The 26,488-nt window shown below is 59.2% G+C and carries 20 protein-coding genes and 1 pseudogene; 14 read left to right on the plus strand and 7 right to left on the minus strand.

What is annotated here, in order from left to right; translation table 11 throughout:
- Positions 1-133 precede the first annotated feature (133 nt).
- Positions 134-511 carry a histone-like nucleoid-structuring protein MvaT gene (mvaT, locus tag AC3I0A_RS21345; protein WP_489374415.1) on the plus strand — a complete coding sequence of 126 codons (378 nt, stop codon included), beginning with the start codon at positions 134-136 and terminating at the stop codon, positions 509-511.
- A gap of 98 nt (positions 512-609) precedes the next feature.
- On the opposite strand, the gene sbcB is transcribed toward mvaT, so the two are convergent.
- Complete coding sequence (gene sbcB, locus AC3I0A_RS21350; RefSeq protein ID WP_489374417.1) at positions 610-2,037, minus strand: exodeoxyribonuclease I; 1,428 nt, start codon at positions 2,035-2,037, stop codon at positions 610-612.
- Between the two features lie 185 nt (positions 2,038-2,222).
- On the opposite strand from sbcB, the gene AC3I0A_RS21355 reads away from it, so the two are divergent.
- The 6 genes from AC3I0A_RS21355 to AC3I0A_RS21380 all read left to right on the plus strand — a co-directional run bounded on the left by AC3I0A_RS21355 (position 2,223) and on the right by AC3I0A_RS21380 (position 9,174).
- Complete coding sequence (locus AC3I0A_RS21355) at positions 2,223-2,948, plus strand: RDD family protein (RefSeq protein ID WP_489374419.1); 726 nt, start codon at positions 2,223-2,225, stop codon at positions 2,946-2,948.
- Complete coding sequence (locus tag AC3I0A_RS21360; protein ID WP_489374421.1) at positions 2,945-3,925, plus strand: stage II sporulation protein M; 981 nt, start codon at positions 2,945-2,947, stop codon at positions 3,923-3,925. The genes AC3I0A_RS21355 and AC3I0A_RS21360 overlap by 4 nt, the downstream gene beginning before the upstream one ends.
- The gene (locus AC3I0A_RS21365; RefSeq protein ID WP_489374422.1) at positions 3,912-5,450 is read left to right on the plus strand and encodes a DUF4129 domain-containing protein; all 1,539 of its coding nucleotides are present in this window, start codon (positions 3,912-3,914) and stop codon (positions 5,448-5,450) included. Before AC3I0A_RS21360 ends, AC3I0A_RS21365 begins: the two co-directional genes overlap by 14 nt.
- The gene (locus tag AC3I0A_RS21370) at positions 5,447-6,610 is read left to right on the plus strand and encodes a DUF4350 domain-containing protein (protein WP_489374424.1); all 1,164 of its coding nucleotides are present in this window, start codon (positions 5,447-5,449) and stop codon (positions 6,608-6,610) included. Before AC3I0A_RS21365 ends, AC3I0A_RS21370 begins: the two co-directional genes overlap by 4 nt.
- Positions 6,607-7,629 (plus strand): AAA family ATPase, encoded by a 1,023-nt coding sequence (locus tag AC3I0A_RS21375; RefSeq protein WP_489374426.1) that lies wholly within the window; start codon positions 6,607-6,609, stop codon positions 7,627-7,629. Before AC3I0A_RS21370 ends, AC3I0A_RS21375 begins: the two co-directional genes overlap by 4 nt.
- 213 nt (positions 7,630-7,842) lie before the next feature.
- Positions 7,843-9,174: a DUF58 domain-containing protein gene (locus AC3I0A_RS21380; RefSeq protein ID WP_489374428.1), complete on the plus strand. Its 1,332-nt coding sequence runs from the start codon at positions 7,843-7,845 to the stop codon at positions 9,172-9,174.
- A gap of 209 nt (positions 9,175-9,383) precedes the next feature.
- Here the strand turns inward: AC3I0A_RS21380 and AC3I0A_RS21385 are convergent, their stop codons facing one another.
- Both AC3I0A_RS21385 and AC3I0A_RS21390 read right to left on the minus strand, forming a co-directional pair.
- The gene (locus AC3I0A_RS21385; RefSeq protein WP_489374430.1) at positions 9,384-9,743 is read right to left on the minus strand and encodes a PilZ domain-containing protein; all 360 of its coding nucleotides are present in this window, start codon (positions 9,741-9,743) and stop codon (positions 9,384-9,386) included.
- A 226-nt stretch (positions 9,744-9,969) separates the two neighbouring features.
- Positions 9,970-10,344 carry a tetratricopeptide repeat protein gene (locus tag AC3I0A_RS21390; protein ID WP_489374432.1) on the minus strand — a complete coding sequence of 125 codons (375 nt, stop codon included), beginning with the start codon at positions 10,342-10,344 and terminating at the stop codon, positions 9,970-9,972.
- Positions 10,345-10,509: 165 nt separating this feature from the next.
- Between AC3I0A_RS21390 and pyk the strand changes: the two genes are divergently transcribed.
- The 3 genes from pyk to AC3I0A_RS21405 all read left to right on the plus strand — a co-directional run bounded on the left by pyk (position 10,510) and on the right by AC3I0A_RS21405 (position 14,988).
- On the plus strand, positions 10,510-11,961 hold the full coding sequence (gene pyk, locus AC3I0A_RS21395; RefSeq protein WP_489374434.1) for a pyruvate kinase: 1,452 nt from the start codon (positions 10,510-10,512) through the stop codon (positions 11,959-11,961).
- Positions 11,962-12,293: 332 nt separating this feature from the next.
- The gene (locus tag AC3I0A_RS21400; protein WP_489374436.1) at positions 12,294-13,475 is read left to right on the plus strand and encodes a hypothetical protein; all 1,182 of its coding nucleotides are present in this window, start codon (positions 12,294-12,296) and stop codon (positions 13,473-13,475) included.
- Positions 13,476-13,686: 211 nt separating this feature from the next.
- Positions 13,687-14,988 (plus strand): NHL repeat-containing protein, encoded by a 1,302-nt coding sequence (locus AC3I0A_RS21405; protein WP_489374438.1) that lies wholly within the window; start codon positions 13,687-13,689, stop codon positions 14,986-14,988.
- A 138-nt stretch (positions 14,989-15,126) separates the two neighbouring features.
- Here AC3I0A_RS21405 and AC3I0A_RS21410 read toward each other — a convergent pair.
- From AC3I0A_RS21410 to AC3I0A_RS21420, 3 genes and pseudogenes are all read right to left on the minus strand, one after another.
- Positions 15,127-15,324, minus strand: a pseudogene (locus tag AC3I0A_RS21410) (enoyl-CoA hydratase); the annotation flags it as partial.
- 123 nt (positions 15,325-15,447) lie between these two features.
- Entirely contained in the window at positions 15,448-16,383 is a 936-nt protein-coding gene (locus tag AC3I0A_RS21415) for an iron-sulfur-binding ferredoxin reductase (protein WP_489374440.1), read from the minus strand.
- Positions 16,376-17,482, minus strand: coding sequence for a GGDEF domain-containing protein (locus tag AC3I0A_RS21420; protein WP_489374442.1), 1,107 nt, complete (start codon positions 17,480-17,482; stop codon positions 16,376-16,378). Before AC3I0A_RS21420 ends, AC3I0A_RS21415 begins: the two co-directional genes overlap by 8 nt.
- 476 nt (positions 17,483-17,958) lie before the next feature.
- Here AC3I0A_RS21420 and AC3I0A_RS21425 point away from each other — a divergent pair, with 476 nt between their 5' ends.
- From AC3I0A_RS21425 to AC3I0A_RS21435, 3 genes are all read left to right on the plus strand, one after another.
- Positions 17,959-19,482: a fumarate hydratase gene (locus AC3I0A_RS21425; RefSeq protein ID WP_008156025.1), complete on the plus strand. Its 1,524-nt coding sequence runs from the start codon at positions 17,959-17,961 to the stop codon at positions 19,480-19,482.
- A gap of 122 nt (positions 19,483-19,604) precedes the next feature.
- Complete coding sequence (locus AC3I0A_RS21430; RefSeq protein ID WP_489374444.1) at positions 19,605-21,359, plus strand: sensor histidine kinase; 1,755 nt, start codon at positions 19,605-19,607, stop codon at positions 21,357-21,359.
- A 3-nt stretch (positions 21,360-21,362) separates the two neighbouring features.
- Complete coding sequence (locus tag AC3I0A_RS21435) at positions 21,363-22,697, plus strand: sigma-54-dependent transcriptional regulator (protein WP_489374446.1); 1,335 nt, start codon at positions 21,363-21,365, stop codon at positions 22,695-22,697.
- A 195-nt stretch (positions 22,698-22,892) separates the two neighbouring features.
- Here the strand turns inward: AC3I0A_RS21435 and ltrA are convergent, their stop codons facing one another.
- The gene (ltrA, locus tag AC3I0A_RS21440) at positions 22,893-24,125 is read right to left on the minus strand and encodes a group II intron reverse transcriptase/maturase (RefSeq protein WP_489372898.1); all 1,233 of its coding nucleotides are present in this window, start codon (positions 24,123-24,125) and stop codon (positions 22,893-22,895) included.
- Between the two features lie 777 nt (positions 24,126-24,902).
- Here ltrA and AC3I0A_RS21445 point away from each other — a divergent pair.
- On the plus strand, positions 24,903-26,222 hold the full coding sequence (locus AC3I0A_RS21445; protein WP_489374447.1) for an MFS transporter: 1,320 nt from the start codon (positions 24,903-24,905) through the stop codon (positions 26,220-26,222).
- The last annotated feature ends 266 nt before the right edge of the window (positions 26,223-26,488 follow it).

A 26,488-nucleotide genomic window follows, 5' to 3' on the forward strand; every position in this document is an offset into this window, starting at 1 on the left:
ACTCGAATTTTTTCGCTAACCACTTTAATTAAATTAAATAAAAGTCTGCTTAAATGTTTACTTGCTGAAACTGTCTGGCCTATTATTACGGTACTGTAACCCTGCATCCAGCGCCCCACATAAGGTAGTCTCCATGTCCTTGATCAACGAATACCGCGCCACCGAAGAAGCTATCAAAGAGCTGCAAGCCCGTTTGAAGAGCCTGTCCCAAGACGACAAACTGCAAACCGAGCTGGAATTCGAAGGCAAACTGCGCACCCTGATGGGCGAATACTCCAAATCCCTGCGCGACATCATTGCACTGCTGGATCCAGAATCCAAAACCAGCAAAGCTCCACGTGGCGCTGTGAAAACTACCGGCACCAAACGTGCTCGCAAGGTTAAACAATACAAAAACCCGCACAATGGCGAAGTCATTGAAACCAAAGGTGGCAACCACAAGACTCTGAAAGAGTGGAAAGCCAAGTGGGGCGGTGACGTGGTTGAAGGCTGGGCTACCCTGCTGGGCTAAGTGAAACACCCGTCGCAGACTGCTTTGCGACCGTAAAAAAACGCCAGCCAGCTGGCGTTTTTTTATGCCTGCGATTCAGCTAATAGAACTCACTGATTTCAAAGGTTCAAACGGCTGCGTAACGACTGGGCATAATCGCTCCATTCATTGAGCACCTGACGCTGAACCGATGTAGCACTTGCCGAACATTCGACGGCCGCTTGATTAAACGCCTGTAAGGTATTCGGAGCGCCCCACTCAGGTGCTGACAAACGTTTCTGACAGAATAAGCGCCAGCGTGCTCGCTCCTCATCATTCAGGGTGTCTGGAAAGTTGCGAGCGCGGTAGCGGAATAATAATTCCGGCAAACGCTCATCATCGAACGGCCATTGTTGTTGCGCTAACTGAGCAGGGTCGGCAGTCCTGACTTGCTCACATAAACGCCGGTCCCGGTCCCCCACAAAACCATCGTATAACTGTTGCTCAGGGTCCAGACAGGGGACAAATTCCTCACGGGCATAAATGGCCTGGACTTTATCTCGCCAAACTTCTTGTGTGTCACTAAGCCGCCGTGCTCTGGTCTGATAGTGCGTCATGTCCAATTGCAGACGTTGCTGATCTTCGGCGCGCAATACGGACAACGGTGCTACTACCGGACAGCGATTGATGTGAATCAGCTTGAGCGGAGTCGGCAATTCGCCTTCTGCCAGATCATCGCGACGGGTATACAGACGCTGACGCAAGGTTTCGGCGTCCTGATCCAGTAAATCTTGCGGATCAAGATGCAGGTCGCAAACGATCAAGGCATTACGATTACGCGGATGCCAGGCCAGCGGCAGCACCACGCCGACGTAATGCCGTGCCGCGGAAAACCGCCCCGAGATATGCACCATCGGCTGCAACAACTTTATCTGGTCCATGACCTTTTGCTTGCTACGCAGCTGGAACAGCCAGTCATACAGCTTGGGCTGCTTGTCGCGGATCAACCGCGCCAGGGCGATTGTCGCCCGCACATCGGACAATGCATCGTGAGCCTGGCCATGATCGATGCCGTTGGCAGCGGTCAGGCGCTCGAGTTTCAGGGTGACGCGGCCGTCCTCTTGGGGCCAGACAATGCCTTGCGGGCGCAACGCATAGGCGGCGCGAACCACATCGATCAGATCCCAACGACTGTTACCGCCCTGCCACTCGCGGGCATAAGGGTCGAAAAAATTCCGATACAGGCTGTAACGGGTCATTTCATCGTCGAAGCGCAAGGTGTTGTAGCCGGCGCCACAGGTCCCGGGGGTCGCCAGTTGCGTGTGAACCCGGGTCATGAAATCGGCTTCACTCAGGCCCTGCTCAGCCAGGCGGCTCGGGGTAATGCCGGTGATCATGCTGGCGGCCGGGTGCGGCAGGATATCGTCGCTCGGCTGGCAGTAGAGATTGACCGGATCGCCTATTTCATTGAGCTGCGCATCGGTGCGGATCCCGGCCACTTGCAGCGGACGGTCGCAGCGCGGATTGATGCCGGTGGTTTCATAGTCGTACCAGAAGATGGAGGTCACGGGCTATTCCTGATCTAAAGACCGGCAAAGTCTAGGCGTTCGCAGACGGCCCCGACCAGCGATGTCTGCATTCAATCATTTCTGCCGCATCCTTTGTCATACATATAGTGATGTCGTTTGTCCCCCCGACACTGCTAGCATCGAACGAGTATTAACTTTCAACCAGGCCACCAACCAAGTAGCCCATGCTCCAGACTTCAGCACTGCCAGGGAAAGCCCCGCCGCATCCACCACTGGACACTCGGTATCAGGTCGAGACGCCGGAAGGCATCGATCTGCCACTGCGTCCGGCCGGGCTGATGCCCCGGGCGCTGGCCTTCGCCATCGACCTCGGGATTCGCGGGCTGATTCTCGGCCTGCTGTTCATTGCCTTGGGGTTTCTGGGAAAATTGGGTGCAGGGCTGGGCTCGATCCTGTTGTTTGTCATCAGCTGGTGGTACATGGTGCTGTTCGAAGCGCTCAATCAGGGTTGTTCGCCGGGCAAACAGCTGATGGGATTGCGGGTAGTCCATGACGACGGCACGCCCATTGGCTGGGCCGCCTCGCTGACCCGAAACCTGCTGCGTGTTGTCGATATGCTGCCCTTCGGGTATTTCCTCGGGGCCGTCAGTTGCCTGCAACATCCCACCTTCAAGCGTCTCGGTGACCTGGCAGCCGGCACGCTGGTGATCTACCGCGAACAGCCAGTGAGCCGCCCGCAACTCCCCCTCGCGCAACCGCTACGGTCACCCTTTGTCCTCAACCTGATTGAACAACGCGCTGTATTGAGCTTTGCCGAACGCCAGAGCGAACTCTCCGATGAGCGAGTCAACGAACTGGCGGCCATCCTCGCCCAACCGCTGCATGTATCACCCCCTTGCGCCGTCGCCGAACTCAACGGCATCGCGCGCGGTTTGTTGGGGCCAACATGAAACAAAGCCTTTTCGAAAGCCGCCATCAACCCGAGTGGGAGCAATTTGCCCAACGCCTGGAACAGCTGGAAAGCAGTAAGGCGCAAACCGATGACTGCGTCAGTTTCCCCAAGGACTACCGACGCCTGTGTCAGCATCTGGCCCTGGCCCAGGAACGCGGCTACAGCAGCTTCCTGATCGACCCGCTGCAGCAACTCGCATTACGCGGTCATCAACAGCTCTACCGTCACCGCAGCCAGCTGGGCGCCAATGCACTGAGTTTCATCCTCGCCGGTTTCCCACGGCTGGTCCGCGAGCAATGGGGTTTTGTCCTGGTTGCCGGCCTGTTGTTTTTCGGCTGCCTGTTCGGCATCGGCATTCTGGTCTATCTGTTCCCGGAATTGATCTACAGCGTGGTCTCTACCGAGCAGGTGGCCGAGATGCAACGTATGTACGACCCCGCCGGCAGTCACCTGGGGCGCACGGCCGAGCGAGCGTCCAGTGAAGATTGGGTGATGTTCGGTTACTACATCATGCATAACATCGGCATCGCCTTTCAGACTTTTGCCGGTGGTTTGCTGTTTGGCCTGGGTAGTGTGTTTTTTCTGATCGTCAACGGCCTGATGATCGGCGCGATCGCCGGCCACCTGACGCACATTGGCTATGGGGAAACCTTCTGGTCATTCGTCATCGGCCATGGCGCCTTCGAACTCAGCGCCATTGCCCTGGCCGGTGCAGCAGGCTTGCAACTGGGCTGGGCATTGATCGCACCAGGACGACTGCCCCGTGGTGAAGCCCTTCGGCTGGCAGCGCGCAAGAGCGTGCAGTTGATTTGCGGAGTCATGCTGTTTCTGGTGATTGCTGCCTTTATCGAAGCCTATTGGTCCTCCATGACCTGGCCCACGCCACTGATCAAATACCTGGTGGGCGCCGTTCTTTGGTTGCTGGTGGCCATTTACCTGATGTTTGCCGGACGTACGCCCCATGCGCCTGAGTGATGCCAGTGTGGTCATCCGCCCGCGTATAACCTGGGAAGCCATGGACTTGGGCGTATTGTTGAGCCAGCAGCATCGACGCCTGTTGATCACCAGTTGGGCAATCGTCACCCTGCCGATCTTCGCCCTGCTCAGCCTGTTGCTATGGGACTCACCCAATGTCGCCTTGCTGCTGTTCTGGTGGTTGAAACCGGCGTTCGAGCGCTTGCCGCTGTATATCCTTTCCAAAGCCTTGTTCGGTGAAACCCCAAATCTTACGCAGGCGCTACGCCAGTGGCCACGCCTGCTCAAGCCGCAACTGCTGGCCAGCCTGACCTGGCGTCGCTTGAGCCTGAGCCGCAGTTTCGTCATGCCCGTCGTGCAACTGGAGGGGCTGGACGGTCAGGCGCGGCAGCAACGCTTGCTGGTATTGCAACAACGCAATGCTGGCGCGGCACGTTGGCTGACGCTGATCGGCGCCCATCTGGAGATAGCCTGGTGGATGGGGCTGATGGTGCTGTTCTATCTGCTCCTGCCGCGACAGATCGCGCTCGACTGGAGCTGGCAGACATTGATCGCCGCGGCCGGCCAGGACTGGCTGTGGCTGGAACATCTGATCAATGCCTTTTACGTGTTGGTGCTGATCGTCTGGGAACCCATCTATGTTGCATGCGGCTTCAGCCTGTACCTCAACCGACGCACTGTGCTCGAAGCCTGGGACATCGAACTGATCTTCCGTCGCCTGCGTCAACGCCTGAGCAGTGTTGCCGTCACCTTGATGCTGGCCGCTCTGATGCTGGTGCCCATCGCGCAGCCGGCATGGGCTGGCGAATCGCCGATCGCGCCGGACAGCCCGCGCTTGCTCGAACAACCGCTGACCAGCCAGGCCTCCAGGGACAACATCAAAGCCATTCTCGAAAAGCCGCCGTTCAAGAATCCGGAAACTGTCACCCGCTATCGATTCGGCGAAGACCAGCCATCACCTGCCAGCGACGCAAAAACACCCGGATGGTTGAAAGCGCTGTTCGCAATGTTCGATAGCCGCAGCTTTGGCACTCTGGCCAAGGTCATCGAGATTCTGCTCTGGACCAGTGTCATAGGTGGCGTTGCCCTGCTGGTCTGGCGTTACCGCCAGTGGTGGCAGGCGTTTGTCGATCGCCGTCCGGTACTGGACAGCCAGATCCCTCGCCCGCCCCCCCAACAATTATTCGGTCTGGACGTGCGCCTCGAAACCCTGCCCGCCGATGTCGCCACCAGCGTCGAAAGCCTCTGGCAGACCCAGCCCCGCGAAGCCCTTGGTTTGCTCTATCGCGCCTTGCTCAGCCGCTTGCTGCATGACTTTCACGTCCCCCTGAAAGCCGCCGACACCGAGGGCCAGGTGCTGGAGCGCATCCAGCACCTGCAACAACCGGCGCTACAAGCCTTCAGCAAAAACCTGACCGAACACTGGCAGAACCTGGCCTACGGTCATCGACTGCCCCCGGTGCATCTGCAACAGGAACTCTGCGATGGCTGGCGTGAGCTGTTCGACGCGGAGTCGCCACGATGAACCGTCGCCTGCTATTACTCATCGGCGTGCTCATAAGCGGCTTGCTGATCGCACTGGGCGCCTATCTCTACCTGAACGCCGAGCCCTATCAGGAAGTGCTCGATCATGGTCCCTCCCCCGAGGCCCAGGCCAATCCGTACCTGGCCGCCGAGCATTTCTTGCGCAAACAAGGCTTGCGGGTCACCCACGCCAACAGCCTCGATATCCTGCCGACTCTGGAGCCACGCCAGCAAAGCCTGCTGTTGCTGGGCGAAAGGGCGAACATGAGCCCGCGTCAGGCCGAACAGCTACTGAACTGGGCTCGGGCCGGCGGGCGCTTGCTGTTTGTCGCCGAAGCGCTGTGGGATGAGGAGACGGGCAGAAGTGGCGATCTGCTGCTCGACCGCGTGCAATTGCACCAATTCCTGAGCAAAGACCTCAAGGACCCGGTGCCAAAATCGGCTAAAGATCCCTATCCCAAGCTGACCAAGCTCTATCTGGAAGACGAAGAGGCGCCGGCCTACGCCAGCTTCGACACCGACTTTCATCTCGAAGACCCGAAAAACCTCGCCCAGTCCTGGGCCAACAGTGCCTTGGGCACCCATATGATGCAGCTGAACTATGGCCTCGGTTCGATCACCGTGGTCACCGACGCCGAGCTCTGGAAAACCCCGAACATCGGCAAGTACGACAATGCCTGGCTGCTCTGGTATCTGTATTCGGACACCGCTGTGACGCTGCTCTTCAACACCGACCACGACGACCTGCTGACCTTGCTGCTACGTTATTTCCCCCAGGCCCTGATCGCGCTCGCGGCCTTGGCCGGGCTGGGTACCTGGCACGTCGCCATGCGCCACGGCCCCGTGCAATCGCCAGCCCCCAAGGCTCGTCGACAACTCCAGGAACACCTGCGCGCCAGCGCTGATTTCCTGCTGCGACGCAGCGGTCAAAGCAGTCTGCTGCACGCCTTGCAGCAAGACATCTTGCGCCGCGCCCGACGTCGCCATCCCGGTTTTGAACGACTCGGCGTTGCCGAGCAATGGCAGGTGCTCGCGCGCCTGACCCGCCAACCCACCCGTGCAATCAGCCAGGCCCTCAGCCCACGTCCGAAACAGCGGCTGTCCAGCGCTGACTTCAGCCGTCAGGTGGCCCGGTTGCAAGCCCTCAGGAACGCCTTATGACTGAACAACCGACGGATGCGGGCCAGATCGAGCCCGTCAGCACCCAGGCACACGCCGTGCAACAGCGTCAGCGCGCCAGCCAACTGGCTCAAGGCTTGCGCGATGAACTGCGCAAAGCCGTGATCGGTCAGGACGCGGTAATCGATGACGTACTCACGGCATTGATTGCCGGCGGCCATGTGCTGCTCGAAGGCGTGCCGGGCCTGGGCAAGACCTTGTTGGTCCGCGCTCTGGCCCGCTGCTTCGGCGGTGAGTTCGCGCGCATCCAGTTCACCCCGGACCTGATGCCCAGCGACGTCACCGGTCACGCGGTGTACGACATGCAAACCGAGCAGTTCAAGCTGCGCAAGGGTCCGCTGTTCACCAACCTGCTGCTGGCGGACGAGATCAACCGCGCCCCGGCAAAAACCCAGGCGGCGCTGCTCGAAGCCATGCAGGAACGCCAGGTCACCCTCGAAGGTCGCGCCCTGCCGATCGGCCAGCCGTTCATGGTGCTCGCCACGCAGAACCCCATCGAACAGGAAGGCACTTACCCGCTGCCCGAAGCCGAGCTCGACCGCTTCATGCTCAAAGTACGCATGGACTACCCGGATGCCGATCAGGAATTGGACATGGTTCGTCAGGTCAGCCGTTCGACCAGGGCTGACATGCTTGACGTGCAACCGCTGCGCACCGTGCTGCAAGCCAAGGACGTACTGGCCCTGCAACGCATCGCCAGCGATTTGCCGCTGGACGAACAGGTACTCGACTACGCCGTGCGTCTGGCCCGCACCACCCGCAGCTGGCCCGGCCTGATCCTCGGTGCCGGACCTCGCGCCTCGATCGCCCTGGTGCGCGGCGCACGGGCCCGGGCCTTGTTGCGTGGCGGTGAGTTCGTGATCCCGGATGACATCAAAGGCTGCGCACTGGCCGTACTGCGCCATCGCGTGCGCATCGCGCCGGAGCTGGATATCGAAGGGCTGGAGGTGGATCAGGTGCTCAAGCAGTTACTCGACCAAGTCCCGGCGCCACGGCTGTGAACGCCACCAGCTGGATGGGCTGCTTCCCTGTGGCGAGGGAGCTTGCTCCCGCTCGAGCGCGAAGCGGTCGTAATCGGGCTGATGCGCAATGCCTGACAAAACGCGGTGGCAGGTTTCGGGACTGCTGCGCAGTCCAGCGGGAGCAAGCTCCCTCGCCACAATCCGTGCGCCTTCAGAACAGGTGGGTAATTTCATGATGAGAAACCCCAGCCAATGAAACCCTCCCGCCTGCTGCTGACCTGGCTCGGTGCCTTGCTGACCCTGAGCATTGTGCTGGGCTCACTCAGAGCGCTCGGGATAAATGTGGCGCAGATCGTCCAGTCCATCAACTGGGGATTGCTGCTGGCACTCCTGTTTCTGGCGACACTCGACGCGCTCAGACTCAAACGCCTGCCCTCGCCGCACCTGCAACGGCAAATGCCCGGCAGCCTGGCACTGGGCCGCTGGGGCGAAGTACGTCTGGATATCCAGCACGACTACCACCGACCACTGAACGTACAACTGTTCGACCACGTACCAGACGGTCTGAGCTTCGAGAATCTGCCGCAATCGGTCGAGCTGCAGCCTGGCCAGCACAGTCAGCTCGGCTATCGCCTGCGCCCGCTCAAGCGCGGTCATTTCAGCTTCGATCGTTGCGAAATAAACCTGCCCAGCCCCATGGGCCTGTGGACTGCCCGGCGCTACCTGCACGTCATCGACAGTACCCGCGTCTATCCGGACTTCGCCCGTCTATATGGCGCACAGCTATTGGCCGTGGACAACTGGCTCAGCCAGCTCGGCGTACGCCAGCGTCCACGTCGCGGGCTGGGCCTGGAATTCCATCAGTTGCGCGAGTTCCGCGAAGGCGACAGCCTGCGGCAGATCGACTGGAAAGCCACCGCCCGCCAACGCACCCCGATTGCCCGGGAGTATCAGGACGAACGCGACCAACAAATCATCTTCATGCTCGACTGCGGCCGGCGCATGCGCAGCCAGGATGGTGAACTGGCGCACTTCGACCACGCGCTCAATGCCTGCCTGCTGCTCAGCTACGTAGCCCTGCGCCAAGGGGATGCGGTTGGCCTGAGCACCTTTGCCGGCGAGCAGCCACGCTACCTCGCCCCGGTCAAAGGGCCGGGGCAACTCAATGTACTGCTCAACGCCGTCTACGATCTGGACAGCACCCAACACCCCGCCGACTACCAGGCCGCTGCCAGTCTACTGTTAGCCCGGCAAAAGCGCCGGGCACTGGTAGTGCTGTTGACCAACCTGCGCGATGAAGACGACGAAGAGTTACTGACAGCCGTCAAACGCATGAGCCGACAACACCGGGTATTGGTCGCCAGCCTGCGCGAGGAAGTACTCGACAGCGTGCGCCAGGCTCCGGTGCAAACCTTGCCCCAGGCCCTGGCTTACTGCGGCGCGGTCGATTATTTGAATGCACGGGCCGAGCTTCATGAGCGATTGAATGCCCATGGCGTTCCAGTGCTGGATGCCCGGCCCAGTGAATTGGGCGCTGAGCTGGTGACGCGTTATTTGAGCTGGAAGAAGGCAGGGGTGCTTTAAATGGCGAAGCTGTAGGACAAGTCGGCTTAAGGCAATCAGGCGCCGGACACATGACCTGTGGCGAGGGAGCTTGCTCCCGCTCGAGCGCGAAGCGGTCGCAATGAAACCGACACAAAATACCTGATAAAACGCGGTAGCTGATTTTGGGCCCGCTTCGCGGTCCAGCGGGAGCAAGCTCCCTCGCCACAATTGATTGCCAGGCTCAAGATCTAAGCCGAAGCCGGCAACGGATGAAAACTGAAATACTGCCGCAAGGCGCTGACCAGTTGTCCAAATTCAGCCGGTGCCCGGAGCACGACAAAACCCGCATCGTAGTGATGGGGGGTCGCGTCTTCATGGCACCACAGGCAACAGGCGGTGAAGTCGATGATCTGCTGGCAGCCGTCGCTGGCGGGGATCTTCAACCGCAATTCGAAGTCGGCGCCGATCATCATCGGCAACTGGCTGATCAGCATCAGTCCGTCTTCGCAAATGTTGCCCAAAAAGCCAATCGGCTTGTCGGTGATGCTATTGAACACCCTTAAAAAATACGGCAGTTGATGCCGCTCGATCCGGCGGTCTGTGAACATGCTGGATATCGCTATAGAAGGCCATCAAGCATGGCCGCACCAGTGCTTCGGAACGCGCCTGCCGAGCAGGCACGCTCTCCCCGGTCGCGGTGCGCCAGTGGCCTTGGCCCTGTCGCTTGCCTCTGCCGCTCCCAAGTGTTGTGGTGTTTTAGGTTGCACTCTCTAAAACCACTTATTCGAATACTAGCTCAACACTGACGGTCAGCCCGATAAAATGGCAGCGTCATTAGAAGGCGGTCGGACGCACCTGCGTGGCACTGCGGGTTGGGGAATGACCCAGTGACTGCAAGGTCTCCAGTCGCGCGCGGGCGCGGAATGCGTATTCGCTGTACGGGTATTGCGTAATGAGAAACTGGTAAGTCTGCGCTGCGTCGATGAACAGTTTCTGACGCTCGAGGCATAACCCGCGCATCATCGACACTTCCGGCTGCACATAGCGCCGAGAGCGACTTTCGCGGTCGACCTTGGACAACTCGAGCATCACCTGCTCGCAATTACCACGATCATAAGCGTGGTAGGCATTATTCAAATGATGGTCCATCGACCAACGGGTGCAGCCAACAACACTGAGGGCAAGGGCCGCAATGAGCACGAATCGCATGGGGGTTCTCCTGTCTTGAGCTCTGTATCGACCCATTGGCGGAAATCTTCAGGATGCCTATTAATGAAAGCTCAACAAACAAACAAATAAGTAGTGCAAACGAACAATGACTACAACTTCGGACCATAGTAGCCTCTGCTTGCGCTTGAACTCAGGAGTCTCTGCATGTCCGTACGTCGCACTAAAATCGTCGCTACCCTTGGCCCTGCCAGCAACTCGCCGGAAGTTCTCGAACAGCTGATTCTGGCTGGCCTGGACGTTGCCCGGCTGAACTTTTCCCACGGCACCCCGGACGAGCATAAAGCTCGTGCCAAGCTGGTGCGCTCCATCGCCGCCAAGCACGGCCGCTTCGTTGCGCTGCTGGGTGACCTGCAGGGCCCGAAAATCCGTATCGCCAAATTCGCCAACAAGCGCATCGAGCTGAAAGTCGGTGACACCTTCACCTTCTCCACCAGCCATCCGCTGACCGAAGGCACCCAGGAAGTCGTCGGTATCGACTACCCGGACCTGGTCAAGGATTGCGGCGTCGGCGACGAACTGCTGCTCGATGATGGCCGTGTGGTCATGCGCGTTGACACCGCAACCGCCGATGCACTGCGTTGCACCGTGCTGATCGGTGGCCCGCTGTCCGACCACAAAGGCATCAACCGTCGCGGCGGCGGCCTGACCGCTCCAGCCCTGACCGAGAAAGACAAGGCCGACATCAAGCTCGCCGCGGAAATGCAAGTCGATTACCTCGCCGTATCCTTCCCGCGCGACGCCGCCGACATGGAATACGCCCGCCAACTGCGCGACGAAGCCGGCGGTACCGCCTGGCTGGTGGCGAAGATCGAGCGCGCCGAAGCCGTGGCCGACGACGAAACCCTCGACGGTCTGATCATGGCCAGCGATGCGGTGATGGTTGCCCGTGGTGACCTCGGCGTGGAAATCGGTGACGCCGAGCTGGTGGGCATTCAGAAGAAGATCATTCTGCACGCACGCCGCCACAACAAAGCGGTGATCGTCGCGACCCAGATGATGGAGTCGATGATCCAGAACCCGATGCCGACCCGCGCTGAAGTGTCCGACGTAGCCAACGCCGTGCTCGACTACACCGACGCGGTCATGCTCTCGGCCGAAAGTGCCGCCGGCGCTTACCCGCTCGAAGCGGTCCAGGCCATGGCACGGATTTGCATCGGCGCTGAAAAGCACCCGACCAGCAAAACTTCCAGCCACCGCATCGGCAAGGTCTTCGAAAGCTGCGACCAGAGCATCGCTTTGGCAGCCATGTACACCGCCAACCACTTCCCGGGTGTGAAAGCGATCATCTCCTTGACCGAAAGTGGCTACACGCCGCTGATCATGTCGCGGATCCGCTCTTCCATCCCGATCTACGCGTTCTCCCCGCACCGCGAAACCCAAGCCCGCGCGGCCATGTTCCGCGGCGTCTACACCGTACCGTTCGACCCGGCGTCCTTGCCGCCTGAACAAGTCAGCCAGGCCGCGATCGACGAGTTGCTCAAACTCGGTGTGGTCGAGAAAGGCGACTGGGTGATCCTGACCAAGGGTGATAGCTATCACACCATTGGTGGCACCAATGGCATGAAAATCCTGCACGTTGGCGACAAGATGGTCTGAGTGTCGGATCGCTGAAACGCAAAAGCCCCGCCATGTGAATGGCGGGGCTTTTTTGTATTCGGTGCTACTAACATATAAATGGTCATATAACACCTGTCACTTATGACAGTATCATTTCTTTCCTCCCGGGCGTATCAATAGACATCTTCAATCCATGCAATCACGTACCAAGGAGAGCCGATATGTCCATTTCACACCCAGACCTTACAACCACTACGCCCGGAAAAATTGATACTAGCTTCGGGATAAACGGCGTCGTATCAATCGACGTACCTGGAGCAGCGAGTTAAAACGTTATTGGGGTTGTAAGCGGCCCAGATGACATCCTGTATGTGTGTGGAAATGCACGCATCAAATCAGCTAGTACATTTTTCATCACCGCTCTAAACGCAAAAGGCCACGTCATCACCGACTTCGGTGACGAGGGTTATGTAATCGATTTTTTTGACCTGAACCATGAAGGATCTAATGCCAGCAACATTGTTCTAGTAGAAAATGCAAGGCTGTTGCTGATCGGAAGTTCCTACATCGGCACCGACCCGTTCCCGGCGTTGGCCAAGCTTGATTTACAGGGCAACTTTGACACAACATTCGGAGAAAACGGACGAGGTAAAGTGGTTATCCCGCTTTCCGGGCCACCTGGCACTCTTACCGACCAGCATCGTCCAGACGCATTCAAACCCGGCATTGAGGGCAATACTGCCTTACCGGGAGGCGCAATCAACATGCTGGACGACGGGAAGATCCTGCTCTCTCACTATTTTTTCAGGCCAGGCAACTCAAGCTACGGAGTCATCCTCCGGCTCCTTTCTAACGGTTCTCTGGACACCGAGTTCAATAACCTTGGCTATCTCGATGTCGTCGCCCCGGGGTATGAAAACGCCCAGACGCAAATTCGAAGTGTCACTGTCGACCATGAAGGTCGATACCTAGCCTGTGGCGGTGTATACGACCTCACATCGCCTCTTAACGCTTTTTTTGTTCGTTATAGCCCTGATGGAAAACCCGATACAACATTTGGCCCGGGGGGATTTCAGATTATCCGCAACAACGATGGTCTTCCTGGCGGAGCGCGCGTCGAGATGCTTATCACATTAGAGAAGGGCAGTATTTTGAGCCTGGGCGGCTCTGTACATGACCCCTACGTTGGCCAATTATTGATGCTTGACGAAAACGGTCAAATGAATTCTGACTTCAACTTCGGCCAGCCACTCAACACACAGCTGGGTGAGAGCAGCACGCTCTGGAAAGCGTTTACTCGTCAAACCGACGGTAAGCTTGTCGTTACCGGAGCAATAGACAAGCAAATGAACTCGTTCATTTTCGACGTCGTCGTAGCCCGTTTTGATAAAACGGGAAAACTGGATACGGACTTCAATACCGGGCTTGGCTGGACGCGAACGCGCTTAGGTAGTCAAACCGCCGGTGCTCTTGCCGCAGTCTTGCAAAGCGGAAAAATTGTTGTTACTGGCTTATCAGATGAGAAGGGTGTTGTATTGCGATACCACAACTAATATCTACTGCTGTTGAAAACCAAAAGTCCCGCCGCACGAATAGCGGGATTTTTGGTTTGTGGCCCAACAGGTGTTGCGCATGATCGGGTCTTATCGCGAAACAAAACGCAAATTACTAAAATAGTCAACTGTCAAGTATGCCAGTAGACTCGGCGCATCGGCCGGATTATTAATGGGTCTCCAAATATCCATATCCTCAAGGAATTTCGATATGCACACTGACCCGTTAACCACAAATACACCCGGCAATCTTGATCAAAGTTTCGGGCCTGATGGCACTGGCATTGTTCCCCTGACGATTGCGCAAGTTTCGGGTGACACAATCATCTACGGCGTCGCTGATGCCCCGGATAATGCGATGTACGCCACCGGACAATCGACCAGGAATTTTATTATTGCCCGCCTGACCGATGAGGGAACGCCCGACCCAGGCTTTGGTAGTAATGGTTTTGTCGTCGGCAGTTTTCCCGGAGAGACGAGAGCTGTCGGCAGATCCATTCTGACGCTCGATGATGGTCGGTTCCTGCTCATAGCGTTAACCGGTCTCACCCCTGACCAACCGTCCCTGGCACGTTTTTTTGCTGACGGCACGATAGACACCACGTTTGGAACCAACGGCTACATCATTCACAAAAACAGACCTGTAGAAACCGAATCAGGAGATCGTCCATCATCGCCTGACGAGATGGCGGATTTTCAATACATGGAAAGCAGCACGCTGCAGGCGGACGGAAAAATACTCGTCGTCCAGACTTACGTTATGCGCTCTTTTGAACGCCGAGTACTGATGTTCAGATTCAATAGTGATGGCTCACTTGACGAGACGTTCAATCAAACAGGTTACGTTCAAGTCACTCTCCCCGGTGTGACTTCAGCCAATATCCGGATATACGGTTGCATGGTGGATGAGGGCGGCAAACCGATGGCGTGCGGCGCTGTGGTAGATGAATCGTCAGCGAGTGTCCCCCTGTTTGTCCGCTATAACGTCGATGGCAACCTTGACACTTCATTCGATGGTAAAGGGTTTGTGCTCATCCAGGTTCCGATGTCGAAGAGCGCCTACCTGCTCCGGTTGATTCACCAACGCAATGGGCGAGTGCTTGGCATCGGCGCTTCGCACTCCGACGAGGGTCTCTTGATCAGTATCGAGCCTGACGGTAAGCCAAACATCCAGTTCAATGAGGGCAAGCCCTTGCTTACCCAAGTGGACAGTCTTCCAACCTCTTGGCGCGACGCCAAGATACAACCCGACGGCAAGCTTGTGGTCGTTGGAGGCGCCCAGTCTGCCGAGGGTTCAGGCGCCGTTGTCGCACGATTGATCGACGCAAGGTTTGATCTCGACTTCGCCGGCAAAGGCTGGGCATTCACCCAGCCGGACGCGACAACGATATCGACTAACTGTATAGCGTTAAGGAAGGATGGAAAAATCACTATTGGCGGCTACATTCGCAATGAAGGCCTGGCCGGCTACAAGGCTTGTATGCTTCGTTATCATGGCTCAACTCAAGGCTGAGTCTGGATCCTGGTATTGATACCTGGCGCCTGTGCTGAGAACCGAACAGCCTCGTCATATGAATGGCGGGGCTTTTTGCTTTCTGATTCTGTTGATGTGCCACCTGGTCGCGATGAGGCCGGCCCAGTCACCGAAGCTTCAATGCCGCTTGATAAACCCGGTCAACGCCGCCAGCGCCTCCGGCGAACGCAGTCGCTGGGTGAACAAGACGCCCTCCTCCTCGATCCCTCTGCGCAATTGCTCGCGGTCCGGGGCTTTCATCAGGTGTTTGCTGATCTGCACCGCATCAGGCGCCAGCGACTCAAAGCGCAACGCCACCTCGCGGGCCTTGGCCAACTGGCTGTACATGGCGCGGTGTTTTTCTTGTCCGGGCGATTGAGGCGCAAGGTCAGTAACCCGCGCTCGCGTTCAAGCGTGATGGCGTTAGTCATGGGGAATCTCGAGAATGAAATTCAGCGTTCAACCACGGGGCAGGAACACATCGGCCAGCAGTTGATTGCGCGGCAACCCCGCCAGGTACAGACGTCGGGCAAAGGCGTCGACGCTGTCGGGGCTGCCGCAGAGCAAGGCCAGGGTTTGCCGGGAAACCAGCCGCAGTTGCGCCAGGGCCGCTGGCAGCCCGGCCTCTGTCAGCAGTTCGATCTGCAGGTTCGGATACTTCGCCGCCAATGCTGCCAGGGGTTTGGTCAGATAATGCTCATCAGGGTCATGCGCCAGGTGAATGACCCGAATGACACCTTGATGATCCTGACGCAATGCTTCACGCAGCACACCAAACAACGGCCCCAAGCCAGTACCCACCGCCAGTAGCCAGAGCGGTCGAGCCTGCCAGTCCGGGTCGTAATGCAAGGCGCCGCCACGCAGCTCGCCGAGACGAATAGGGTCACCGATCCTGAGCTGACGGGCCGCGTCGCTGAATTCACCGCGCTGACTGCAATCAAGGTGGAACTCGAGAAAGCGGTCCTCCTCCGGCAGGCTGGCCAGCGAATACGGGCGCGCCACGTTGCCCGCCCACAACACCAGATGTTGCCCGGCCTGGTAGCGCAATGGCCGTTCAGGCTGCAAACGCAGGCGCAGTACACTGGGGCTCAACCAGTCGGCTCCCAACACTTGTGCGGGCAAGCCGTCGCGCAACGGGTCGAAGATTTCGACCTGCAAGTCCTCGATCACCTGACACTGGCAGGCCAGGCGCCAGCCCCGTTGACGTTGCTCTACCGTCAGCGCATCAGGTTGGCGGTCACTCGGCCGGCCTTGAACGCAGTGCACCAGGCACGCATGGCAACTGCCGGCGCGGCAGCTGTAGGGGACCGCGACACCGGCCTGGTTCAAAGCGTCGAGCAGGTTGCTTCCCACCGCTACCGACCACTGCCGTTCACCTACCCGTAATTCAGGCATCGACGTTTTCCCAGGCGGCCGCGCAACGGTTGCGGCCATCGCGCTTGGCGCGATAAAGCGCCTGATCCGCGCTCTGCAAGGCCTCATCCAGATCATCGCCCAGCTCAAGCAAGGTCATTCCCGCCGACAGGCTCAGGCCTTGCACGCTCAGGCCAACCAACTCGACATCGGTAAAGGCGATGCGCAGACGCTCGCAGCAGGAGGTCAGGCGCTCGGCATCACAATCGGGCAACAACACGACAAACTCCTCACCGCCATAACGGGCCAATACATCGTCGTCACGCAGGCAGGCCCTGGCGACGGCGGCAAATGCCTGCAGCACCTGATCACCCGCCGCATGCCCGTGAATATCATTGATTCGTTTGAAATGATCGAGATCGATCAGCGCCAGGCCGTGGATCACATCGGCTTCCATGCTGTGCAACTCGCGGGTAGCGAGGCGCAGAAAATGCCGGCGGTTGAACAGACCCGTGAGTTCGTCGGTGGCCACCTGGCCTTCGAGCTGACGCATCATCCCGCGCAGGGTGTCCTGGTGCGCCTGCAAGGCGAAGCGCCGTTGGCGCATGCGCTGACGGGAAGCCTGGACGTAGCTGGCATAAAGCGTCAGCCACACCAGAACGATCAACAACACGCAGACTTGCAGCGCCGCCAGTGCCGGGTCAGCCAATTCGAAGTGGTAACCTTCCCAGAGATTGATCCCGGCGAAACTGAAAAACACCAGTGCCGCACAGCGCACGAATGCCCGACGCGGCAAATGAAACAGACCGAACAACAGGATCAGCACGTAGAACACCAGGAAGGCGCCGCGAGCCATGTCGAGCTGGGCGATGAACCAGGTTTGCCAGCCCAGACCCAGCACTATTTGCAGCTCGGTCAGGCTGGGGTCGGCAAAGCTCAGGTTACGTCCGCTGAGGAATACCCCGAGCAAGGCCGCTTGACTGAGCGCCACCAGCACCGTGGCAATCACTGCGCTGCTCATCGAGGCGTGATAGTGACCACTGAGAATGGCCAGCCAAAGCAGCAGCAATGCCAACCCATAGGTGCCCGCCGCCAGGGTAAAGCGCTTGAGCAACAGACTTTGTATGGCTTTATGGGTCAATCTTTGACTCACCGTGCGTAAGGGGGCTGAACGGGTTTCCTACCCTGGAGGCCACGTGTCACTTTAGTGTCGTGGCCCAAAAATGACTATTCAATTTTTGGTTGACCGGGTGGAGCAGAACCTGTGGCGAGCGAGCTTGCTCGCGCTCGGCTGCGCAGCAGTCGTAAATACAGCGCATGCTTTCTACCTGACAAACCGCGGTAGCAGATTTTAGGACCGCTTCGCAGTCCAGCGCGAGCAAGCTCGCTCGCCACAAAGTTGACCCGCTGAATTAGTCCGCGCAGAGCCATCTGTTTATGCGACCTTCGTTTATCTGCCAGCGGGTGTACCCAAGCCTTGAGCGCGCTATACTGCCGCGCCTTTTTAGCGTCGCGCCAGCATGCCCGGCGTGCCTTAAAAGGTGTTTTCAGTGACCAGATCCACCCGACTGAAGGCACCTTATTAAATGTTCCCGTCTTTATAGAGGAGCGCGACTCATGACCGTGATCAAGCAAGACGACCTGATTCAGAGCGTTGCCGACGCCCTGCAGTTCATTTCCTACTACCATCCAGTGGATTTCATCCAGGCGATGCACGAGGCCTACCTGCGTGAAGAGTCGCCGGCAGCCCGCGACTCCATGGCGCAGATCCTGATCAACTCGCGGATGTGTGCCACTGGCCACCGCCCGATCTGCCAGGACACCGGCATCGTCACCGTATTCGTCCGTGTGGGCATGGATGTGCGCTGGGATGGCGCGACCATGGGCCTGGACGACATGATCAACGAAGGCGTGCGTCGCGCCTACAACCTGCCGGAAAACGTCCTGCGTGCCTCGATCCTCGCCGACCCGGCGGGCGCTCGGAAAAACACCAAGGACAACACCCCGGCAGTGATCCACTACTCCATCGTCCCGGGTAATACCGTGGAAGTGGACGTGGCGGCCAAAGGCGGCGGTTCCGAGAACAAGTCGAAGATGGCTATGCTCAACCCGTCCGACTCGATCGTTGACTGGGTGCTGAAAACCGTGCCAGAAATGGGCGCTGGCTGGTGCCCACCGGGCATGCTCGGCATCGGCATCGGCGGCACTGCCGAGAAAGCCGCGGTCATGGCCAAGGAAGTGTTGATGGAATCCATCGACATCCATGAGCTGAAAAAGCGCGGCCCGTCCAACCGTATCGAAGAGATGCGTCTGGAGCTGTTCGAGAAGGTCAACCAACTGGGCATCGGCGCCCAGGGCCTGGGTGGCCTGACCACCGTGCTCGACGTGAAGATCATGGATTACCCGACTCACGCCGCATCCCTGCCGGTGTGCATGATTCCTAACTGCGCCGCCACCCGTCATGCGCACTTCGTGCTCGACGGTTCCGGCCCGGCCTCGCTGGAAGCACCACCGCTGGACGCCTACCCGGAAATCGTCTGGGAAGCCGGCCCGTCGGCTCGTCGCGTCAACCTCGACACCCTGACCCCGGAAGACGTGCAGAGCTGGAAGCCGGGCGAAACCGTCCTGCTCAATGGCAAAATGCTCACCGGTCGCGACGCCGCGCACAAGCGCATGGTCGAGATGCTGAACAAGGGTGAAACCTTGCCGGTAGACCTCAAGGGCCGCTTCATCTACTACGTTGGCCCGGTCGATCCGGTGCGCGAAGAAGTGGTTGGCCCTGCTGGTCCGACCACCGCGACGCGGATGGACAAGTTCACCCGGCAGATCCTCGAGCAGACCGGCCTGTTGGGCATGATCGGCAAATCCGAGCGCGGCCCGACCGCTATCGAAGCGATCAAGGACCACAAGGCCGTTTACCTGATGGCTGTCGGCGGCGCGGCTTACCTGGTGGCGCAAGCCATCAAGAAATCCCGCGTGGTAGCTTTCGCCGAACTGGGCATGGAAGCAATCTACGAGTTCGACGTCAAAGACATGCCTGTGACCGTTGCGGTCGACAGCAAGGGCGAGTCGGTACACATCACCGGTCCTGCCATCTGGCAGAAGAAAATCAGTGAAAGCCTGGCGGTAGAAGTGCAGTAAGCGCTTAAATCCCCAGATCCAAAAAGCGGCCGGATTGTTGTCATCAACAACCCGGCCGTTTTTTTTCGACGCGATTTGCTACGTGTTATGGTGCCCACCCCTATCACACCTGTTCATCCAGCATGTTCGTGACCGCTCGCTCCCTGCGCCTGACCCTCTACACCCTGCTGATTCTCGCCGGCGCCGTGCTGGCCGCCGGTCTGGCCATGCGTCACGCCGAGCGTCAGGCCTTGGTGGACGACGCCGCTCGCGCCAATGAACAACTGGCGCTGTACGCCAATTCCCTGCACACCCTGATCGAACGTTATCGCGCCCTGCCCTCCGTACTGGCGCTGGACCCGGAACTGAGTGCCGCGCTTGACGGCCCGATGAACGCCGAGCGACAGGACGCACTGAATCGCAAGCTGGAGAAAATCAACGGCGCCGCCGAGTCGTCCACGCTGGAGCTGCTCGATCGTACGGGCTTGGCTGTAGCTGCTAGTAACTGGCGATTACCGAGCAGTTATGTCGGCCACAACTATGGCTTCCGCCCGTACTTCAGCCAGACCCGCAGCCAGGGCACCGGACGCTTTTATGCGGTGGGCGTGACCAGTGGGATTCCCGGGTATTTTCTGTCCAGCGCGGTGACCAACGACAGCGGCGAGTTCCTCGGCGCCATGGTGGTGAAACTGGAGTTCCCGGAACTTGAGCGTGAATGGCGCCAAGGTAGCGACACCCTGCTGGTCAGCGATGCCCGTGGCATCGTGTTCATCGCCAATCAGCCTGGCTGGCGGTATCGCCTGTTGCAGCCACTGTCGGAAAATGACCGGGCGCAGCTCAAAGCCACCCGCCAATACGACAAGCAACCGCTGACCCCACTCGAATACCGCGCAGTGCGGCACTTCGACGAGAACAGTTACCTGGCCCGTGTCGAAGGTCCGGACGGTACCGCCGATTATCTGTGGGAATCACTGCCGCTGACTGCCGAAGGCTGGACCCTGCACCTGCTGCGTCGCCCACAAGCCGCCATCGAAGACAGCCGTAACGCCGGGCTGGCGGCGGCCGGACTGTGGCTGACGCTGGTGTTCCTGCTGCTGTTTCTCAACCAGCGCTGGCGCCTGGCCCGCCTGCGTCAGCGCAGCCGTGAAGAGCTTGAAAATTTGGTGGAAGAACGCACCCGCGATTTGCGCACGGCTCAGGACGGTCTGGTGCAGTCAGCCAAACTCGCCGCCCTTGGACAGATGTCCGCCGCGCTGGCCCATGAAATCAACCAGCCGCTGACCGCCCAACGCATGCAGCTTGCAACGTTGCGCCTACTGCTGGATCACGGCCGGATAGACGACGCTTATCAAGCCATCACCCCGCTGGATGACATGCTGACGCGCATGGCCGCCCTCACCAGCCATCTCAAGACCTTCGCCCGCAAGAGTCCCAGCGGTTTGCGCGAGCGGCTGGACCTGGCGGCGGTGGTCGATCAATCCTTGCACCTGCTTGACGCCCGCATGCGCGACGAACACGTCAGCAGCGTGCTGCATCTGACGCGTCCGGCGTGGGTGCGTGGCGATGCGATTCGTCTGGAACAGGTGTTGATCAACCTGCTGCGTAACGCTCTGGACGCCATGCGCGACAAACCGCTCAAGCGTCTGGAGATCCGCATCGAGGCCGATCAGCAACTGTGGCAGCTGACCGTCGCGGACAGCGGCGGCGGTATCGCGCAAGAGAATCTGGCGAATGTGTTCGACCCGTTTTTCACCACCAAACCGGTGGGTGACGGCCTCGGTCTCGGGCTGGCGGTGTCTTACGCCATCGTCCACGAACACGGTGGGCGCCTCAGTGCCGGCAATCACGCCAACGGCGCGATCTTCACCCTGACTTTGCCTATCGCTCTGGAGGCGTAACCCATGTTGAACTCGGTGATGGTGGTCGACGATGAAGCCAGTATCCGCAGCGCCGTGGAGCAATGGCTAAGCCTCTCGGGCTTTGTGGTGCAGCTGTTCAGCCGCGCCGAAGAGTGTCTGGCGCAGCTGCCGAGGGATTTCCCCGGGGTGATTCTCAGCGACGTGCGCATGCCCGGCATGGGCGGCCTGGAGTTGCTGAGCAAGATCCAGGCGCTGGACGCCGACCTGCCGCTGATCCTGCTCACCGGCCATGGCGACGTGCCGATGGCGGTCGAGGCGATGCGTGATGGCGCCTACGATTTTCTCGAAAAGCCCTTCAGCCCCGAAACCCTGCTCGGCAGCCTGCGCCGGGCGCTGGACAAACGCCGGCTGGTGCTGGAAAACCGCGCCCTGCATGAGCAGGCCGACAACCGCGCCAAACTCGACGCCAGCCTGCTGGGGGTTTCCCGTGGGCTACAGACCTTGCGTCGGCAGGTGCTGGACCTCGCGGCGTTGACGGTCAACGTGCTGATCCGTGGCGAAACCGGCAGCGGCAAAGAGCTGGTCGCCCGTTGCCTGCACGATTTCGGCCCGCGCGCCGACAAGCCTTTTGTGGCGCTGAACTGCGCGGCGATCCCTGAGCAGTTGTTCGAAGCCGAGCTGTTCGGCCATGAAAGCGGCGCCTTCACCGGCGCTCAGGGCAAGCGCATCGGCAAGCTCGAGTACGCCGACGGTGGCACGCTGTTTCTCGATGAAATCGAAAGCATGCCGCTGGCCCAGCAGGTCAAACTGCTGCGGGTGTTGCAGGAGCAGAAACTTGAGCGGCTGGGTTCGAACCAGAGCATCCGGGTGGATCTGCGGATCATCGCCGCGACCAAACCCGATCTGCTGGATGAAGCCCGCGCCGGGCGTTTTCGCGAAGACCTGGCCTATCGGCTGAACGTTGCCGAATTGCGCCTGCCGCCGTTGCGCGAACGTCGCGAAGATATTCCGTTGCTGTTCGAACACTTCGCCCATAGCGCCGCCGAACGCCTGGGGCGCAGTTTCCCGCCGCTCAGCGGTCCGCAATTGAGCCGCCTGCTCAGCCACGACTGGCCGGGCAACGTCCGCGAACTGGCCAATGTCGCCGAACGTCAGGTGCTGGGACTGGGTGAACCGGAACCGCAAGGCATCGAACCCGGCCAGTCCCTCGCTGCGCAGCAGGAAGCGTTTGAAGCCCACTGCCTCAGGGCCGCTCTGACCCGGCACAAAGGCGATATCAAGGCGGTGCTCGCCGAGTTGCAACTGCCGCGTCGGACCTTCAATGAAAAGATGCAGCGGCATGGGTTGGCGCGAGAGATGTTTTTGAAGGAGGAGTGATTTTTCAGGCCCTCATTCTGTATTGCCTGTCCTGGCCCCTTCGCGAGCAAGCTCGCTCCCACAGTGTACTGAGGGTGCGCCAGCAATTTGTGGCACAACACAGATCAAATGATTGGGTGGAGGCAACGGGCTTGTGCCCGTTACCCCTCCCACACCACCGGACGTGCGGTTTTCCGCATCCGGCGGTTGAACAGCTCAGCAAGGTGCTGAGGCGAAGTCCTGCGGCGTCCACAGTCCCCAGCGACGCATCATGTTCAGACTCATCGCCTGCTGCATCACCGGGTGGCGCGCCGCTCGCCAGGCACCGTCGTGGAAGCTTACTCGCGCGAGTTGCCGGCTTGCGATACCAAGCCCGCGCAGTTTGCGCATTCGTCCCTCACGACTGTGCCAGCGCTGCCAGAAACATTTGCGCATATGTCGGCGAGTCCATTGCGATAACCGCTTGAAGTCGTCCTTCACCCAGCGGAAGTATTCGTACCACCCCCGGATGTAACGTCCCCATTGAGCCACGAGTTCGGTGCTCGTCAGACTTTGCCTGGCCGACCACAGCTCGCGAACTTTCTTGCGGTATTTCTTCACGGTCTTGCCGGACAGTTGGCCATTCCCTTGTTCGTCGATGTTGTAACCAAGGAAGTCGCGATCCCAAGGCCGTCCCGTTCCACTCTTGCTGGCACTCACTTTGAGCTTGAGGTGTTTCTCTATCCAAGCCGTCACACTGCCCAGCACGCGATCCGCACTGCGTTCGCTGGTGACATAAATCACCAGGTCGTCGGCGTAGCGACAAAAGCTCAGCCCTCGGGCTTCCAGCTCTTTGTCCAGTGCATCCAGATAGAGGTTGGCAAGCAGCGGGCTTAGCGGGCCTCCTTGCGGAGTTCCGGCCGTCCTTTTGACCCGCTGACCGTCCAACAGCATATCCGCTCGAAGCGTCTGACCGATGTAACTCATCAGCCGCTTGTCACGGATATCCCTGGATATGAGGCTCATCAACCTGTCGTGATTGACCTGATCGAAGAAGGCTTCGATGTCGATATCCACGACCCAGGTCTTGCCTTCCAGGACAAAGGCCTTGGCGGCTCGTATGGCATCGAGATTGCTCCTGCCTGGCCGGAAACCGTAGCTGTGTTCGCTAAATTTGGCATCCCACAGCTGCGTCAGGTGCTGCTGGACCGATTGCTGGATCAAGCGATCCTGCGTATTCGGAATGCCCAACAGCCGCTCCCCGCCTTGCGGCTTGGGGATCCTGAGACCTTTGACAGGACCCGGTTTATAGGTCCCGTCCAGAAGCTTGCTCTTGATGGCCGGCCAATGCGTTTGAAGGTGTGCGGTGAGTTCGTCGGTAGTGATTCCGTCGACCCCTGGCGCCCCTTTGTTCGACCGGACCTTCTTGAGCGCTCGGTGCATATTCTCCTTTTCGACAATCGTTTCCATGCAGGTTTCGCTCAACACGTCTCTATTCCCGTTCCGTCTGCCTGCTGACTCGCCCCTTCCTTGCGCGCATTGGTCGAGGTCCACCCGACTTTCCCACGCACGGCCTTCCCGCTACGTGCCACATGGCATTTCCGGGTGCGGTTTCAAAGGGCTCTCGCTTTGTAGGCAGTAGTCTATGGTGAGTGTTTCTGTTCTTCAGCCCTTCGCTCCAGATCCATTACGACCCTTCTTCACTACTACGGCATCTGCTGACTTCTCGCGGGCTACGCCCGCGAGATCTCCCCGGGTAAGGTGCCAAAACCTTCGGCTCGGGCCGCCAAGCTCTACCTGATGCGTCTTTCGGTGACGGTTGGATTTCGTGGCTCCCAGCACACTTATCGCCCGCATCCGGCCTCGCTGCTTGTTCGTGTTCCTGCGGTCGCGCCTTTGCTACACGCTTCTTTCAGGCTGGCCTCGCGGCTTCCCCCTTGCGTTTCGCTACAGTTCTCGTCACTCATTCTGGTCACCACTTTTCAGGTGACTGGCTTTGGCCCATGCCGGGCACACTGGGAGCGAGCTTGCTCGCGAAGGGGCCCGAACAGGCAATGACCTTCACCGATCCGTACCGGATAGGCGGATTTCCGCTCACGCCCATCCCGCCAACAAGCGGATTTCCGCTCACAAAATCCCCGAAACCCCTCTAAATCAAGCCTCTCCATTCTGGCACAGCTCCTGCTATAGCCCTGTCAGGCTGCGTTTCGGCGCGCTCCACAAAAACAATTACTTGAAGGATCCTTTATGGATAACTCCAATACCCTGCCTCTTGGATCGGCCGTTGCGCCGGCGAAAGAAAGAACCACTGCCAGCCGGATCAAATCGATTTTCAGCGGTTCGGTCGGCAACATGGTCGAGTGGTACGACTGGTACGTCTATGCCGCCTTCTCGCTGTACTTCGCCAAAGCGTTCTTCCCCAAGGGCGACACCACTGCACAACTGCTGAACACCGCTGCGATCTTCGCCGTGGGCTTCCTGATGCGTCCGATCGGTGGCTGGCTGATGGGTCTCTACGCCGACCGCGTCGGCCGTAAAGCCGCGTTGATGGCCTCGGTGTATCTGATGTGCTTCGGCTCACTGCTGATCGCCCTGAGCCCGGGCTATGAAACCATCGGTATCGGCGCCCCGATCCTGCTGGTGTTCGCTCGCTTGCTGCAGGGCCTGTCGGTTGGCGGCGAGTACGGCACCTCGGCGACTTACCTCAGCGAAATGGCAACCAAGGAACGTCGCGGCTTCTACTCCAGCTTCCAGTACGTCACGCTGATCTCCGGTCAGCTTATCGCCCTGGCAGTACTGATCGTGCTGCAACAGACCCTGACCACCGAAGAGCTGTACGCCTGGGGCTGGCGCATCCCGTTCGCCATCGGCGCGCTGTGTGCCGTGGTCGCGCTCTACCTGCGTCGTGGCATGGAAGAAACCGAGTCGTTCACCAAGAAAGTGAAAGCCAAGGAAAGCGCGATGCGCACCTTGATGCGCCATCCCAAGGAACTGATGACAGTGGTCGGCCTGACCATGGGCGGCACCCTGGCCTTCTACACCTACACCACCTACATGCAGAAGTACCTGGTGAACACCGTCGGCATGAGCATTTCCGACTCCACCACCATCTCGGCGGCCACGTTGTTCCTGTTCATGTGTCTGCAGCCGATCATTGGCGGGCTTTCGGATAAAGTCGGGCGGCGGCCGATCCTGATTGCCTTCGGCATTCTCGGCACCTTGTTCACCGTACCGATCCTTACCACTCTGCACACCGTCCAGACCTGGTGGGGCGCGTTCTTCCTGATCATGGCCGCGCTGATCATCGTCAGCGGCTACACCTCGATCAACGCCGTGGTCAAAGCCGAACTGTTCCCGACCGAAATCCGCGCCCTGGGCGTCGGCCTGCCGTATGCCCTGACCGTATCGATCTTCGGCGGCACCGCTGAATACATCGCGCTGTGGTTCAAGAGCATCGGCATGGAAACCGGTTACTACTGGTACGTCACCGCCTGCATCGCGGTTTCGCTGCTGGTCTACATCACCATGAAAGACACCCGCAAACACTCGCGGATCGAGACTGACTAAAGCTACAGGGCAGCAAAAGAAGGGGCAGACCTGCAAGGTACTGTCCCTTTTTTGGTTCTGCCACTCTCGCTGCTGATGGCTTCGACCGCACTGGTTCTAATCCATGAACGCGGCTTGGTTGTTTTGGGGGGAAGGAAAATCATGAGTTCGCACCGATCCTTGTGGGGGCGGGCTTGCCCGCGAAGAACGATAACGCGTAGTTTCAGATAGACCGTGGTGCTTGCTTCGCGGGCAAGCCACGCTCCCACACGACCCCACTTGTTCCG

This window comes from Pseudomonas sp. KH_024_B2 (genome assembly GCF_057839965.1).

Bases quoted from the DNA above. Each gene is read 5' to 3' on its own strand.
- mvaT (WP_489374415.1), top strand. From the start codon at position 134: ATGTCCTTGATCAACGAATACCGCGCCACCGAAGAAGCTATCAAAGAG.
- AC3I0A_RS21355 (WP_489374419.1), top strand. From the start codon at position 2,223: ATGCTCCAGACTTCAGCACTGCCAGGGAAAGCCCCGCCGCATCCACCA.
- AC3I0A_RS21360 (WP_489374421.1), top strand. From the start codon at position 2,945: ATGAAACAAAGCCTTTTCGAAAGCCGCCATCAACCCGAGTGGGAGCAA.
- AC3I0A_RS21365 (WP_489374422.1), top strand. From the start codon at position 3,912: ATGCGCCTGAGTGATGCCAGTGTGGTCATCCGCCCGCGTATAACCTGG.
- AC3I0A_RS21370 (WP_489374424.1), top strand. From the start codon at position 5,447: ATGAACCGTCGCCTGCTATTACTCATCGGCGTGCTCATAAGCGGCTTG.
- AC3I0A_RS21375 (WP_489374426.1), top strand. From the start codon at position 6,607: ATGACTGAACAACCGACGGATGCGGGCCAGATCGAGCCCGTCAGCACC.
- AC3I0A_RS21380 (WP_489374428.1), top strand. From the start codon at position 7,843: ATGAAACCCTCCCGCCTGCTGCTGACCTGGCTCGGTGCCTTGCTGACC.
- AC3I0A_RS21385 (WP_489374430.1), bottom strand. From the start codon at position 9,743: ATGTTCACAGACCGCCGGATCGAGCGGCATCAACTGCCGTATTTTTTA.
- AC3I0A_RS21390 (WP_489374432.1), bottom strand. From the start codon at position 10,344: ATGCGATTCGTGCTCATTGCGGCCCTTGCCCTCAGTGTTGTTGGCTGC.
- pyk (WP_489374434.1), top strand. From the start codon at position 10,510: ATGTCCGTACGTCGCACTAAAATCGTCGCTACCCTTGGCCCTGCCAGC.
- AC3I0A_RS21405 (WP_489374438.1), top strand. From the start codon at position 13,687: ATGCACACTGACCCGTTAACCACAAATACACCCGGCAATCTTGATCAA.
- AC3I0A_RS21415 (WP_489374440.1), bottom strand. From the start codon at position 16,383: ATGCCTGAATTACGGGTAGGTGAACGGCAGTGGTCGGTAGCGGTGGGA.
- AC3I0A_RS21425 (WP_008156025.1), top strand. From the start codon at position 17,959: ATGACCGTGATCAAGCAAGACGACCTGATTCAGAGCGTTGCCGACGCC.
- AC3I0A_RS21430 (WP_489374444.1), top strand. From the start codon at position 19,605: ATGTTCGTGACCGCTCGCTCCCTGCGCCTGACCCTCTACACCCTGCTG.
- AC3I0A_RS21435 (WP_489374446.1), top strand. From the start codon at position 21,363: ATGTTGAACTCGGTGATGGTGGTCGACGATGAAGCCAGTATCCGCAGC.
- ltrA (WP_489372898.1), bottom strand. From the start codon at position 24,125: ATGGAAACGATTGTCGAAAAGGAGAATATGCACCGAGCGCTCAAGAAG.
- AC3I0A_RS21445 (WP_489374447.1), top strand. From the start codon at position 24,903: ATGGATAACTCCAATACCCTGCCTCTTGGATCGGCCGTTGCGCCGGCG.